Source organism: Streptomyces sp. NPDC007205, from assembly GCF_040634095.1.
Lineage (GTDB): Bacteria > Actinomycetota > Actinomycetes > Streptomycetales > Streptomycetaceae > Streptomyces.
This window is the reverse complement of sequence record NZ_JBEYEW010000017.1, coordinates 49,210-62,643: the sequence shown is the minus strand read 5'-3', so window position 1 is coordinate 62,643 and position 13,434 is coordinate 49,210. Positions and strand designations below refer to the sequence as shown.

At 71.6% G+C, this 13,434-nt stretch carries 10 protein-coding genes; 9 read left to right on the top strand and 1 reads right to left on the bottom strand.

Features of this window, described 5'->3' with window-relative positions; genetic code table 11:
• Positions 1–75: 75 nt before the first annotated feature.
• The 6 genes from ABZ624_RS26005 to ABZ624_RS25980 all read left to right on the top strand — a co-directional run bounded on the left by ABZ624_RS26005 (position 76) and on the right by ABZ624_RS25980 (position 9,119).
• Positions 76–1,014: a hypothetical protein gene (locus ABZ624_RS26005; protein WP_360093583.1), complete on the top strand. Its 939-nt coding sequence runs from the start codon at positions 76–78 to the stop codon at positions 1,012–1,014.
• 58 nt (positions 1,015–1,072) lie between these two features.
• On the top strand, positions 1,073–2,536 hold the full coding sequence (locus ABZ624_RS26000) for a 3' terminal RNA ribose 2'-O-methyltransferase Hen1 (RefSeq protein WP_360093580.1): 1,464 nt from the start codon (positions 1,073–1,075) through the stop codon (positions 2,534–2,536).
• Positions 2,533–5,079 carry a polynucleotide kinase-phosphatase gene (locus ABZ624_RS25995; RefSeq protein ID WP_360093577.1) on the top strand — a complete coding sequence of 849 codons (2,547 nt, stop codon included), beginning with the start codon at positions 2,533–2,535 and terminating at the stop codon, positions 5,077–5,079. The genes ABZ624_RS26000 and ABZ624_RS25995 overlap by 4 nt, the downstream gene beginning before the upstream one ends.
• 170 nt (positions 5,080–5,249) lie before the next feature.
• Positions 5,250–6,473 carry an arginine deiminase gene (locus tag ABZ624_RS25990; RefSeq protein WP_360093574.1) on the top strand — a complete coding sequence of 408 codons (1,224 nt, stop codon included), beginning with the start codon at positions 5,250–5,252 and terminating at the stop codon, positions 6,471–6,473.
• Between the two features lie 61 nt (positions 6,474–6,534).
• Positions 6,535–7,545, top strand: a complete 1,011-nt coding sequence (argF, locus tag ABZ624_RS25985; protein ID WP_360093571.1) for an ornithine carbamoyltransferase — start codon at positions 6,535–6,537, stop codon at positions 7,543–7,545.
• Between the two features lie 122 nt (positions 7,546–7,667).
• Positions 7,668–9,119 (top strand): amino acid permease, encoded by a 1,452-nt coding sequence (locus ABZ624_RS25980; protein WP_360093568.1) that lies wholly within the window; start codon positions 7,668–7,670, stop codon positions 9,117–9,119.
• Here the strand turns inward: ABZ624_RS25980 and ABZ624_RS25975 are convergent.
• Positions 9,076–9,531 (bottom strand): ATP-binding protein, encoded by a 456-nt coding sequence (locus ABZ624_RS25975; protein ID WP_360093565.1) that lies wholly within the window; start codon positions 9,529–9,531, stop codon positions 9,076–9,078. The two genes, ABZ624_RS25980 and ABZ624_RS25975, sit on opposite strands and share 44 nt — an antisense overlap.
• 294 nt (positions 9,532–9,825) lie before the next feature.
• Between ABZ624_RS25975 and ABZ624_RS25970 the strand changes: the two genes are divergently transcribed.
• The 3 genes from ABZ624_RS25970 to ABZ624_RS25960 all read left to right on the top strand — a co-directional run bounded on the left by ABZ624_RS25970 (position 9,826) and on the right by ABZ624_RS25960 (position 13,434).
• Entirely contained in the window at positions 9,826–10,653 is an 828-nt protein-coding gene (locus ABZ624_RS25970) for an enoyl-CoA hydratase family protein (protein ID WP_360093562.1), read from the top strand.
• 6 nt (positions 10,654–10,659) lie between these two features.
• Positions 10,660–12,951 (top strand): bifunctional salicylyl-CoA 5-hydroxylase/oxidoreductase, encoded by a 2,292-nt coding sequence (locus ABZ624_RS25965; RefSeq protein ID WP_360093559.1) that lies wholly within the window; start codon positions 10,660–10,662, stop codon positions 12,949–12,951.
• Positions 12,952–13,029: 78 nt separating this feature from the next.
• On the top strand, positions 13,030–13,434 hold the full coding sequence (locus ABZ624_RS25960; RefSeq protein ID WP_360093556.1) for a hypothetical protein: 405 nt from the start codon (positions 13,030–13,032) through the stop codon (positions 13,432–13,434).

The following is a 13,434-nucleotide window of genomic DNA, read 5'->3' as shown; positions in this document are numbered from 1 at the left end:
TAACGGTGGATGTTCTGTGGGGGAACTGTGGGCTCCATCACGGCGCCCATGATCCGGGCCTGGTCGGATGGCCTGGTGCGCAAAGTCCTTCCTCTCGCCCTCACCGGCCTGTTCGCCCTGTCGGCCTGCCAGATGGCCGATCACGACGACCCCGCCGACGAGGCCCGCCGCCTCAACACCATGGCGGCGCTCCCGCTGCACGCCTACATCCCTGACCCCGCGTCGGACGGCGTCAAGGCCGTCAACAGGGCTCAGTGGGTCCTGGGGAAGAAGTGCATGGTCCGCCTGGGATTCGCCGGCTTCGCGATCCTCGACACCAAGACCGTCGAGTCGACCTACCCGGTCCGGCAGGGGGAACTCGCGGACGAGGGCACGCCCGGTGACGACAGCCCCTACGGCGTCGTCGACCCCGACCTGGCGTCCGAGCACGGCTACCACAACCGGACACCGGACACCTCCGCGCAGCCCCAGGAGTGGCCCGCCGACCAGTACACCGCGCTGACCGGAAGCCACGGATCCGGCGACAGCCGCTTCGCCCACGGCCACCGCATTCCCGAGGGCGGGTGCCTGGGGGAGGCGACGCGGAAGATCTACGGCCCCGCCCCCAAGGTGACGAAGGTCAACGGCGTGAAGCTCACCGGCTCCTACTCGCTGGCCTTCCAGCTCTGGTACGAGTCCCGCACGAAGGCGAGCGGGGACCCGGCCTGGAAGAAGGCCGACCGCGCGTGGTCGGCCTGTATGAAGAAGAAGGGCTTCACCTACCCCGACCCGGACAAGGCCTCCGTCGACTCCCACTGGCTGGGGCACGGCAAGCCGTCGGACAAGGAGAAGGAGACGGCGACCGCCGACGCCCGGTGCAAGCTCGACACCGGTTACGTCCCGGCCGTGCAGTCCCTCGAAGCACGCGCGCAGAAGACCCTGATCCGCGAGAACAAGGGGAGGCTGGACACCATGCGGGCGGCGGTCGAACGGGCCGTACGCAACGCCCGGACGGTCATCGGCCACGAGAAATAACGGGCACCGCGAGAAAACCGGTGGTCAGCGGCGCCTTACGACCGGAAGACTCGGACGTGTGTTCCTGACGATCTCCACACGCGGCGACGACGCCCACCCGGCCACCGACCTCGGGTACCTGCTGCACAAGCACCCCGGCAAAGCGCAGAAGTTCTCCACGTCCCACGGCACGGCGCACGTCTTCTACCCCGAGGCGGACGAGCGGCGCTGCACGGCCGCGCTGCTGCTGGAGATCGACACGCTCGCGCTGGTCCGCCGGGGCAGGGGCAAGGGGCGCGGGGGTGCCCCCGACGCGGCGCTCGCGCAGTACGTCAACGACCGCCCGTACGCGGCCTCCTCGCTGCTCGCGGTCGCGCTGAGCGGCGTCTTCTCCAGCGCCCTGCGCGGGGTGTGCACCGCCCGCCCCGAGCGGGCGGCCACGCCGCTGCCGCTGCGCATCGAGGTCCCCGCGCTGCCCGCCCGCGGCGGTCCGGACCTCGTACGACGGCTGTTCGAGCCGCTCGGCTGGAGCGTGACCGCCGACCCGGTCCCGCTGGACACCGAGTTCCCGCAATGGGGCGACTCGCGGTACGTCCGCCTCGTCCTGGAGTCGGAGACGCTGACCCTCGCCGAGGCCCTGCGCCACCTGTACGTCCTGCTGCCGGTCCTCGACGACGCCAAGCACTACTGGGTCTCCTCCGACGAGGTCGACAAGCTGCTGCGGGCGGGCGAGGGCTGGCTGCCCGCCCACCCGGAGCAGAAGCTGATCACCAGCCGGTATCTGTCCCGCCGCTGGTCGCTGACCCGGCAGGCGAGGGAGCGGCTGGAGCTGGTGCGCCTGGCCGAGGCCGACGACAGCGAGGTCGAGGACATCGACAACGCGGTCGAGGAGGAGACGGAGACGGAGGAGAAGCCGGCCCCGCTCGCCGTTCAGCGCCGGGAGGCGATCCTCGCGGCCCTGCGCGCATCCGGCGCCGCTCGCGTCCTCGACCTCGGCTGCGGACAGGGCGAGCTGGTACGGGAGCTGCTGAAGGACGTGCGGTTCACCGAGATCCTCGGAGTCGACGTGTCCGTGCGGGCGTTGACCATCGCCGCCCGGCGGCTGAGGCTGGACCGCATGGGGGAGCGGCAGGCGTCCCGGGTCAGGCTGGTGCAGGGCTCGCTCGCCTACACGGACAAGCGGCTCCAGGGCTATGACGCCGCCGTGCTCAGCGAGGTGATCGAGCACCTCGACCTGCCCCGGCTGCCCGCCCTGGAGTACGCCGTGTTCGGGCACGCCCGCCCCCGCACGGTCCTGGTGACCACCCCGAACGTCGAGTACAACGTCCGCTGGGAGACCCTGCCCGCCGGGCACACCCGGCACGGCGACCACCGCTTCGAGTGGACCCGCGCGGAGTTCCGCACCTGGGCGCGGACGGTGGCCGAACGCCACGGCTACGACGTCGAGTTCGCCCCCGTCGGACCGGAGGACCCCGAGGTCGGACCGCCCACCCAGATGGCACTGTTCACGATCAAGACCGAGAAGGAGGCGAAGGCGGCATGACCGAGACACCACAGAACAAGGGGCGGGTCCTCCCCGTCACCGACCTCTCCCTCGTCGTCCTCGTCGGCGCCTCCGGCTCCGGCAAGTCCACGTTCGCGCGGCGGCACTTCAAGCCCACCGAGGTGATCTCCTCGGACTTCTGCCGCGGGCTCGTCTCCGACGACGAGAACGACCAGAGCGCGACCGGGGACGCCTTCGACGTCCTGCACTACATCGCCGGCAAGCGGCTGGCCGCCGGCCGCCGCACCGTCGTGGACGCCACCAGCGTGCAGCAGGACGCCCGGCGTCAGCTGATCGAGCTGGCCAGGAAGCACGACGTACTGCCCATCGCCATCGTGCTGGACATGCCCGAGGAGGTGTGCGCCGAGCGCAACGCGGCCCGCACCGACCGCGCCGACATGCCCCGCCGGGTCATCCAGCGGCACATCCGCGAACTGCGCCGCTCCCTGCGCCACCTGGAGCGCGAGGGCTTCCGCAAGGTGCACGTCCTGCGCGGCGCCGAGGAGGTGGAGAGCGCCACCGTCCTCACCGAGAAGCGCTTCAACGACCTCACCCACCTCACCGGCCCCTTCGACATCATCGGCGACATCCACGGCTGCTCGGCCGAACTGGAGGCGCTGCTCACCAAGCTCGGCTACGTGGACGGCGTGCACCCCGAGGGCCGTACCGCCGTCTTCGTCGGCGACCTGGTCGACCGCGGCCCGGACACCCCGGGCGTGCTGCGCCGGGTGATGACGATGGCCGAGACGGGCAACGCCCTGTGCGTGCCGGGCAACCATGAGAACAAGTACGGCCGTTACCTCAAGGGCCGCAACGTCCAGCACACCCACGGACTCGCCGAGACCATCGCGCAGATGGAGGGCGAGAGCGAGGAGTTCAAGGAGCGGGTACGGACGTTCCTGGCGGGCCTGGTCAGCCACTACGTCCTCGACGGCGGCAGGCTGGTCGTCTGCCACGCCGGCCTGCCCGAGAAGTACCACGGCCGCACCTCCGGCCGGGTCCGCTCACACGCCCTGTACGGCGACACCACCGGCGAGACCGACGAGTTCGGGCTGCCGGTGCGCTACCCCTGGGCGGAGGACTACCGGGGCCGCGCGGCGGTGGTCTACGGCCACACCCCGGTCCCCGAGGCGACCTGGCTGAACAACACCATCTGCCTGGACACCGGCGCCGTCTTCGGCGGCAAGCTGACCGCGCTGCGCTGGCCGGAGCGCGAGCTGGTCGACGTACCGGCCGAGCGGGTGTGGTACGAGCCGACGCGTCCGCTGCGCGCCGAGGCGCCCGGTGGGCAGGACGGCCGGCCGCTGGACCTGGCGGACGTGCACGGCCGCAGGGCCGTGGAGACCCGGCACGCGGGCATGGTGGCGGTCCGCGAGGAGAACGCGGCGGCGGCCCTGGAGGTCATGAGCCGCTTCGCGACCGACCCGCGGCTGCTGCCGTACCTGCCGCCGACCATGGCGCCGACGGCCACCTCGCAGGCCGACGGCTACCTGGAGCACCCGGTGGAGGCCTTCGCGCAGTACGCGGCGGACGGGGTCGAGCGGGTCGTGTGCGAGGAGAAGCACATGGGCTCGCGGGCCGTGGCCCTGGTGTGCCGGGACACGGAGGCGGCGACGAAGCACTTCGGGGTGGACGGTCCCACGGGCTCGCTCTGTACCCGTACCGGCCGCCCGTTCTTCGACGACGAGAAGGTGACCGAGGAGATCCTCGGCCGGCTCCGCTCGGCGATCACGGACGCCGGACTCTGGGACGAACTGGCCACCGACTGGCTGCTGCTGGACGCCGAGCTGATGCCGTGGTCGCTGAAGGCGTCGGGTCTGCTGCGCAGCCAGTACGCGGCCGTGGGCGCCGCGTCCGGCGCGGTGTTCCCGGGCGCGCTGGCCGCCCTGGAGGCCGCCGCCGCACGGGGCACGGACGTGAGCGGCCTGCTGGACCGGCAGCGGGAACGCGCCGCAGACGCCGCCGCGTTCACGGCCGCCTACCGCCGCTACTGCTGGACCACGGACGGCTTGGACGGCGTACGTCTGGCGCCCTTCCAGCTGCTGGCCGTGCAGGGCCGCAGCCTCGCCGCGCTGCCGCACGACGAGCAACTGGCCCTGCTCGACCGGCTGGTGGAGCACGACGGCACCGCACTGCTGCAGACCACCCGGCGGCTGTACGTCGACACCGGCGACCCGGAGTCGGTGCGCGCGGGTGTCGACTGGTGGCTGGAGATGACCGGCCGCGGCGGCGAGGGCATGGTCGTCAAGCCGGTCGGCGCGCTGGTCCGGAACAAGGACGGGCGGCTGGTGCAGCCCGGCATCAAGTGCCGTGGCCGGGAGTACCTGCGGATCATCTACGGGCCCGAGTACACCCGCCCGGACAACCTCGCCAGGCTGCGGCAGCGGTTCCTGAACCACAAGCGGTCCCTCGCCCTGCGCGAGTACGCCCTCGGCCTGGAGGCACTGGACCGGCTCGCGGACGGAGAGCCGCTGTGGCGGGTGCACGAGGCGGTGTTCGGGGTGCTGGCCCTGGAGTCGGAGCCGGTGGATCCCCGCCTGTAGGCGCGCTCCGGCTGGGCCCGTGGAGATCGGCCGCGTCCTCCTCGCTCAGCATTTCTCCTCGCGGAGCCGTCGTCACTGCTTTCGCCTTCTCGTCAAGAAGGCGAAAACAGGCAGCGGCGGAAACGGCCGAGAAGGGCGTGAAGGCGGGCGGTGACGGCCAGGATGGAGGCATGGCATACCACGTCGACTCCGAGGCCGGGCGGCTGCGCCGCGTGATCCTTCACCGGCCCGATCTGGAGCTCAAGAGGCTCACCCCCAGCAACAAGGACGCCCTCCTCTTCGACGACGTGCTGTGGGTGCGCCGGGCGCGCGCCGAGCACGACGGGTTCGCCGACGTCCTGCGCGACCGCGGGGTCGCCGTCCACCTCTTCGGCGACCTGCTCACCGAGACCCTGGAGATCCCCGGGGCCCGCACCCTCGTCCTCGACCGGGTCTTCCACGAGAAGGAGTACGGCCCGCTGGCCACCGACCATCTGCGCGCCGCCTTCGCGGCCCTGCCCGCAGGCGAGCTGGCGGAGGCGCTCGTGGGCGGCATGACCAAGCGGGAGTTCCTGCACGGGCACGCGGAGCCGACCTCCGTCCGTTTCCATGTGATGGACCTCGACGACTTCCTCATCGACCCGCTCCCCAACCACCTCTTCACCCGCGACACCTCCGCCTGGATCTACGACGGGGTCGCCATCAACGCCATGCGGCTGCCCGCCCGGCAGCGGGAGACCGTCCACTTCGAGGCGATCTACCGGCACCATCCGCTGTTCCGTGGCGAAACGTTCCGCGTCTGGTCCGAGGGGCAGGCGGACTACCCCTCCACCATCGAGGGCGGCGACGTCCTGGTGATCGGCAACGGCGCCGTCCTGGTCGGCATGAGCGAGCGCACCACCCCGCAGGCCGTGGAGATGCTGGCCCACAAGCTGTTCGCGGCCGGCTCGGCACGCACCATCGTCGCGCTCGACATGCCCAAGCGGCGCGCCTTCATGCACCTCGACACCGTGATGACCATGGTCGACGGTGACACCTTCACCCAGTACGCCGGGCTCGGCATGCTGCGCTCGTACACCATCGAGCCGGGCGTCGGCGAGAAGGAGCTTAAGGTCACCGACCATCCGCCGGAGCACATGCACCGCGCGATCGCCGCCGCCCTCGGCCTCGGCGAGATCCGGGTGCTGACCGCCACCCAGGACGTGCACGCCGCCGAACGCGAGCAGTGGGACGACGGCTGCAACGTGCTCGCCGTCGAGCCCGGGGTCGTCGTCGCCTACGAGCGCAACTCGACCACCAACACCCATCTGCGCAAGCAGGGCATCGAGGTGATCGAGATCCCGGGCAGCGAGCTGGGCCGGGGCCGGGGCGGTCCCCGGTGCATGAGCTGTCCCGTGGAGCGGGACGCCGTATAGAAATGTGGAGCATCGTATAGACTTCCATAGTCCCCCGCAGTCGTACCCTTGGAGCGCCCCCATGGCGACAGTCCCGACCGCCCTCGGCGGCCGCCACTTCCTCAAGGAGCTCGACTTCACCGAAGAGGAGTTCCGCGGCCTGGTCGAGCTGGCGGCCGAGCTGAAGGCCGCCAAGAAGGCCGGGACCGAGACGCCGTACCTGCGCGGCCGGAACATCGCCCTGGTCTTCGAGAAGACCTCGACACGCACCCGCTGCGCGTTCGAGGTCGCCGCCGCCGACCAGGGCGCCCGCACCACCTACCTCGACCCGTCCGGCTCGCAGATCGGGCACAAGGAGTCCGTGAAGGACACCGCTCGGGTGCTCGGCCGGATGTTCGACGCCATCGAGTACCGCGGGGACAGTCAGGCCAAGGTCGAGGAGCTGGCCGCCCACGCCGGCGTACCCGTCTACAACGGCCTCACCGACGACTGGCACCCCACCCAGATGCTGGCCGACGTGCTCACCATGACCGAGCACAGCCCCAAGCCGCTGAGGCAGATCGCCTTCGCCTACCTCGGCGACGCCCGCTTCAACATGGGCAACTCCTACCTGGTCACCGGCGCGCTGCTCGGCATGGACGTGCGGATCGTCGCGCCCAGGAGCTACTGGCCCGCCCAGGAGATCGTCGACCGCGCCCAGCAGCTGGCCGCCGCGAGCGGCGCCCGGATCACCCTCACCGAGGACGTCCCGGAGGGCGTCACGGGCGCCGACTTCGTCGTCACCGACGTCTGGGTCTCCATGGGCGAGCCCAAGGAGGTCTGGGCCGAGCGGATCAAGGCCCTCGCGCCGTACGCCGTGACCATGGACGTGCTGCGCGCCACCGGCAACCCGGACGTGAAGTTCCTGCACTGCCTGCCGGCCTTCCACGACCTCGGTACCCGGGTCGGCCGCGAGATCCACGAGACCTACGGCCTGGACTCGCTGGAGGTCACCGACGAGGTCTTCGAGTCCGCGCACTCGATCGTCTTCGACGAGGCCGAGAACCGGCTGCACACCATCAAGGCGGTGCTGGTCGCCACACTCGCCCGGTAAACCCTGGTCGACCGCCCCGACCAGGCCTTATCCTGACCGGCGGCCCGGAATCACCCGCTCCGGTGCCGCCGCCGCGACCTCACCCCGGTCGCCCGCACCACCCAGAATCGAGCACCACCCGCATGCCCGCTCCCCGTATCAAGTCCCCGCACCTGCTGGTCGCCGAGTCCGGCGCCGACCGCGAGGGACACGGCCTGAAGCGCACGATGGGCCTCTTCCAGCTCATCTGCTTCGGCGTCGGCGCCATCGTCGGCACCGGCATCTTCGTCGGCCTCTCCGACTCCGTGGCCCAGGCCGGCCCGGCCGTCGTCGTCTCGTTCATCCTCGCCGCGATCACCTGCGTCTTCACCGCCTTCTCCTTCGCGGAGCTGGGCGGCGCGATCCCGGTCTCCGGCTCCTCGTACTCCTTCGCCTACGCCGGTCTCGGTGAGTCCACCGCCTTCCTGGTCGGCTGGTGCCTGCTGCTGGAGTACGGCATCTCGATCTCGGCCGTCGCGGTCGGCTGGAGCCAGTACGTCAACGAACTGCTGCACAGCCTCACCGGCGTCCAGCTCCCGGCCGCCCTGTCCGCCGGACCCGGCGACGGCGGGATCGTCAACCTCCCGGCCGTGATCGTCATCGCCCTGGCCTCCGTACTGCTGGTGCGCGGAGTGCGCGAGAGCGCACGGGCGACGGCCGCCATGGCCGCCGTGAAGCTGGTCATCCTGCTGGCCTTCTGCGCCATCGGCTACAGCGCCTTCAAGCACGGCAACCTCACCCCGTTCTCCCCGGCCGGCCTCGGCGGCATCGGTGCGGGCACCACGGCCGCGTTCTTCTCGTACATCGGCTTCGACGCGATCACCACCGCCGGCGAGGAGGCGAAGAACCCGCGCCGGGACATCCCCGTAGCGATCATGGTCTGCATGGGCATCGTCACCCTGCTGTACTGCGCGGTCGCGGTCGCCGCGATCGGCGCCATCGGCGGCAAGCAGGTCGCCGGCCGCCCCGCCGCCCTCTCCTACGTCGTCAACGAGGTCACCGGCTCGACCGTCGGCGGCGGCGTGATCGCCTTCGGCGCGGTCGTCGCCATCGCCTCGGTCGTCCTCGCGGTGATGTACGGCCAGACCCGCATCCTGATGTCGATGTCCCGGGACGGCCTGATCCCGCGCGTCTTCGAGAAGGTGAACCCGAAGACCTCCACCCCCGTGGCCGGCACGCTGATCGTCGCGGTCGTCTTCGCGCTGCCGGCGGCCTTCGCCTCCCTCGACGCCGTGATGAACCTGTGCACCATCGGCACCCTCGCGATCATGGCCGTGGTCAACATCGTGGTGATCGCCCTGCGCCGCCGCGAACCGGACCTCAGCCGCAGCTTCCGCGTCCCGCTCTACCCGGTGGGTCCGCTGCTCGGCGTCGCCTTCTGCCTGTACCTGATGTACGAGACCGGCTGGCAGACCTGGATCCAGTTCGCCGCGTTCCTCGCGGTGGGCCTGGCGATCTACGCCGTCTACGGCCGCCGGCACTCCAATCTGGCGCGGACGGCCGCCCCCGAGGTCACGCCGAGCGCCGCCGCTGAGCGGGAACCACAGGCAGTCTGAACCACACCGCCTTGCCCGACGGGGTGGGGCGGTGACCGCAGGACGAGCTGAGGGCGCGGATCAGCAGCAGCCCGCGCCCGCCCTCCTGCCAGACGTCGGGCTCCTCGATCACCGGCCGGGTGAGATGGCCGGGCGGCGCCGGGTCCGGGTCGTGCACCTCGACCTGGCAGCCGGTCGGCAGCAGCTCCACCACCAGCTCGATCGGGCCGCGCCCGGCGGTGTGCTCCACCGCGTTGGCCACCAGCTCCGCCGTGAGCAGTTCCGCGGTGTCGCAGTCGGCGGGGTGCTCCACCTCGGCGAGGGCCGTACGCACCAGGGCACGGGCCACGGGCACCGCGGCGGCGGTGTGCGGCAGCGCGATGCGCCAGGAGGCCGGTTCGGTGGGGCGTTCGTGCAAGGCGAGTCCGTTCATGGAGCAGGCTGTCCTGCTTTCAACTGTAGGAATGGTACGGGCCCGGCCACCGCAGACCGTCGTCGGGCCTCGCCCGGAACCTGCGGCCCCGGTACCGGCGGCTTACCCCGGCGAACGTCCCGCCTCGCCTGCCGGTGCCCACTGTTACGACGCTGTCGAGGACCGGTGACGCACGTGACCGGACCGGGCCGGTCGGCCGGGCCTGTCGCGCCCTCGTGACGACAGTCACAAACAAGTGATAGCTTCGTAGGACAGCGCAACGTACGGCACCGCCCCCTTAGGAGGCCGCACGTCATGAGTCCCTTCACCGGCTCCGCCGCCCGCACCTCCGACTGGGAGCACCTGCGGCTCCAGCTCGCCGACGGGGTCGCCACCGTCACCCTCAGCCGCCCCGAGAAACTCAACGCGCTCACCTTCGGCGCCTACGCCGACCTGCGCGACCTGCTGGCCGAGCTGTCCCGGGAGCGCGCCGTACGCGCCCTGGTGCTGGCCGGCGAGGGACGGGGCTTCTGCTCCGGCGGCGACGTCGACGAGATCATCGGCGCCACCCTCGGCATGGACACCGCCCAGCTGCTCGACTTCAACCGGATGACCGGCCAGGTGGTGCGGGCGATCCGCGAGTGCCCGTTCCCGGTGATCGCCGCGGTGCACGGCGTGGCGGCCGGCGCGGGCGCGGTCCTCGCCCTGGCGGCCGACTTCCGCGTGGCGGATCCCTCCGCACGCTTCGCCTTCCTCTTCACCCGCGTCGGACTGTCCGGCGGCGACATGGGCGCGGCCTACCTGCTGCCCCGCGTCGTCGGCCTCGGCCACGCCACCCGCCTGCTCATGCTGGGCGAACCCGTCCGTGCCCCCGAGGCCGAGCGCATCGGCCTGATCAGCGAACTCACCGAGGAGGGCCGGGCCGACGAGGCGGCCCAGGAACTGGCCCGCCGCCTGGCCGACGGCCCGGCACTGGCGTACGCCCAGACGAAGGCCCTCCTGACAGCCGAGCTGGACATGCCCCTGGCGGCCTCGATCGAGCTGGACGCCTCGACCCAGGCCCTGCTGATGAACGGCGAGGACTACGCCGAGTTCCACGCGGCCTTCACGGAGAAGCGCCCGCCGAAGTGGCGGGGGAGGTGACCTTTCATGCGTGTGGCGGTCATCGGCGGCGGCCCCGGCGGCCTGTACGCGGCGGCGTTGCTGAAACGGCTCGACCCGGGTCGTGAGATAACGGTCTGGGAACGCAACGCCCCGGACGAAACCTTCGGCTTCGGGGTGGTCCTCTCCGACGAAACCCTCGGCGGCATCGAACACGCCGACCCCGTCGTCCACGAGGCCCTGCAACGCCACTTCGTCCGCTGGGACGACATCGACATCGTCCACCGGGGCGCCACCCACCGCTCCGGCGGCCACGGATTCGCCGCCCTCGGCAGGCGCCGCCTGCTGCGGATCCTGCACGACCGCTGCCGCTCCCTCGGCGTGGACCTCAGGTTCTCCACCGAGGCCCCCGACCCGGACACCCTCTGCGCCGGCTACGACCTCGTCATCGCCGCGGACGGAGTCCACAGCACCACCCGCGCCGCCTACGCCGACGCCTTCCGCCCGCAGCTGACCGAACACCGCTGCCGCTACATCTGGCTCGCCGCCGACTTCCCCTTCGACGCCTTCCGTTTCGAGATCGCCGAGACGGAACACGGCGTGATGCAGCTGCACGGCTACCCGTACGCGGCCGACGCCTCCACCGTGATCATCGAGATGCGCGAGGAGGTCTGGCAGACGGCGGGACTCGACGACGTCACCCCGCAGGAATCCGTCGACCGCTGCGCCAAGATCTTCGCCGACGCCCTCCGCGGCCGGCCCCTGCACTCCAACAACTCGGCGTGGACGACCTTCCGCACGGTCGTCAACGACCACTGGTCGCACGGCAACGTCGTCCTCCTCGGCGACGCCGCGCACACCGCGCACTTCTCGATCGGCTCCGGCACCAAGCTCGCCATGGAGGACGCGCTGGCCCTGGCCGCGTGCCTGGAGGAACACCCCGGTGTACGACGTGCGCTCGCGGCGTACGAGCAGGAGCGCAAACCCGTCGTCGCCTCCACCCAGCGGGCCGCCCGGGCGAGCCTGGAGTGGTTCGAGAACCTGGGCCTGTACCTCGGCCAGCCGCCCCGCCAGTTCGCCTTCAACCTGCTCACCCGCAGCCGCCGCGTCACCCACGACAACCTCCGGCTGCGCGACGCCCGCTTCACCGAGGCCGTCGAGCGCGAGTTCGGCTGCCCGCCCGGGACGCCTCCGATGTTCACCCCGTTCCGGCTGCGCGGTCTGACCCTGCGCAACCGGGTCGTGGTGTCGCCGATGGACATGTACTCCGCCACCGACGGCGTCCCCGGCGACTTCCACCTCGTCCACCTCGGCGCCCGCGCCCTCGGCGGGGCCGGGCTCGTCATGACCGAGATGGTGTGCGTCAGCGAGGAGGGCCGGATCACGCCGGGCTGCACCGGCCTCTACACCGGCCGGCAGACCGAGGCGTGGCGGCGCGTCACCGACTTCGTGCACACCCAGGCACCCGGCACCGCGATCGGCGTCCAGCTCGGCCACTCCGGCCGCAAGGGCTCCACGAAGCTGATGTGGGAGGGCATGGACGAGCCGCTGCCGCGCGGCAACTGGCCGCTCGTCGCCGCCTCCCCGCTGCCGTACAAACCGGACAGTCAGATCCCCCGGCAGCTCTCCCGGGCCCAACTGACCGACATCCGCGAGCAGTTCACCGCCGCCGCCTGGCGGGCCGCCCGCGCGGGCTTCGACCTGCTGGAACTGCACTGCGCCCACGGCTATCTGCTCTCCGGCTTCCTCTCGCCGCTCACCAACCACCGCACCGACGCCTACGGCGGCTCGCCGGAGCGGCGGCTGAGGTTCCCGCTGGAGGTCTTCGAGGCCGTACGCGCGGTGTGGCCGGCCGAGCGGCCCATGACGGTCCGCATCTCCGCCACGGACTGGGCCGAGGGCGGCACGAGGGCCGAGGACGCGGTGGAGATCGCCCGCGCCTTCGCCGCGCACGGCGCCGACGCGATCGACGTGTCCACCGGGCAGGTGGTGGCCGAGGAGCGGCCGGAGTTCGGGCGGTCGTACCAGACGCCGTTCGCCGACCGCATCCGGAACTCGGCACGGGTCCCGGTGATCGCGGTCGGCGCGATCTCCTCCTGGGACGACGTCAACTCACTCATCCTCGCCGGGCGTACGGACCTGTGCGCGCTGGGCCGTCCGCACCTGTACGACCCGCACTGGACCCTGCACGCGGCGGCCGAGCAGGGCTACGACGGCCCCGGCGTCGTCTGGCCCGCGCCCTACCGCGCGGGCAGCAGGCGCCCGCAGACCGGCCGCACGGACGCCCCGAAGCCGCGGCTGTCGCTCACACACCCTCCACGCGATCCGCACCGCTCCTGACGCGCCCTGTTATCGGCGCCTGTCTAGGTTCTTTCGAGCCATTCGGAAGACACAGGACACACAGGGATCGAGACCGCGATGAGTGACACCAGGCCGCCGCTGCCCGAGCCGCCCGGATACGGATACGGCCACGCCCCGGCCCCGGGCCCCCAGTACGCGGAACCCTCGGTGCCGCCCGCCGCGCCCGCCCAGCGCCGCCGGGACGGCTCGGGCACCCGGCGTGCCGCGCTGGTCATCCACACGATCGCCGACGTCGCGGCGGCGTTCCTGGGGCTGTGGATCCTGCTGTACCTGCTGCAGGCCAATCACGCGAACGTCTTCGTGGGGTTCGTGCGGGACGTGGCCGACTCGCTGGCCTGGTGGTCGCAGGACATCTTCACGATGGACACGGAGAACCTCCGGGTCCTGCTCGACTACGGTCTGCCCGCGGTGCTCTACCTCGCGGTCGGGCACGGCGTCGCGATGCGCCTGCGCCGCTTCTGA

Excerpts from the sequence above, each read along its gene's own strand:
- ABZ624_RS25970 (WP_360093562.1), top strand. The coding sequence starts at position 9,826 with ATGAGTCCCTTCACCGGCTCCGCCGCCCGCACCTCCGACTGGGAGCAC.
- ABZ624_RS25980 (WP_360093568.1), top strand. The coding sequence starts at position 7,668 with ATGCCCGCTCCCCGTATCAAGTCCCCGCACCTGCTGGTCGCCGAGTCC.
- ABZ624_RS25975 (WP_360093565.1), bottom strand. The coding sequence starts at position 9,531 with ATGAACGGACTCGCCTTGCACGAACGCCCCACCGAACCGGCCTCCTGG.
- ABZ624_RS25990 (WP_360093574.1), top strand. The coding sequence starts at position 5,250 with ATGGCATACCACGTCGACTCCGAGGCCGGGCGGCTGCGCCGCGTGATC.
- ABZ624_RS25965 (WP_360093559.1), top strand. The coding sequence starts at position 10,660 with ATGCGTGTGGCGGTCATCGGCGGCGGCCCCGGCGGCCTGTACGCGGCG.
- ABZ624_RS25960 (WP_360093556.1), top strand. The coding sequence starts at position 13,030 with ATGAGTGACACCAGGCCGCCGCTGCCCGAGCCGCCCGGATACGGATAC.
- argF (WP_360093571.1), top strand. The coding sequence starts at position 6,535 with ATGGCGACAGTCCCGACCGCCCTCGGCGGCCGCCACTTCCTCAAGGAG.
- ABZ624_RS25995 (WP_360093577.1), top strand. The coding sequence starts at position 2,533 with ATGACCGAGACACCACAGAACAAGGGGCGGGTCCTCCCCGTCACCGAC.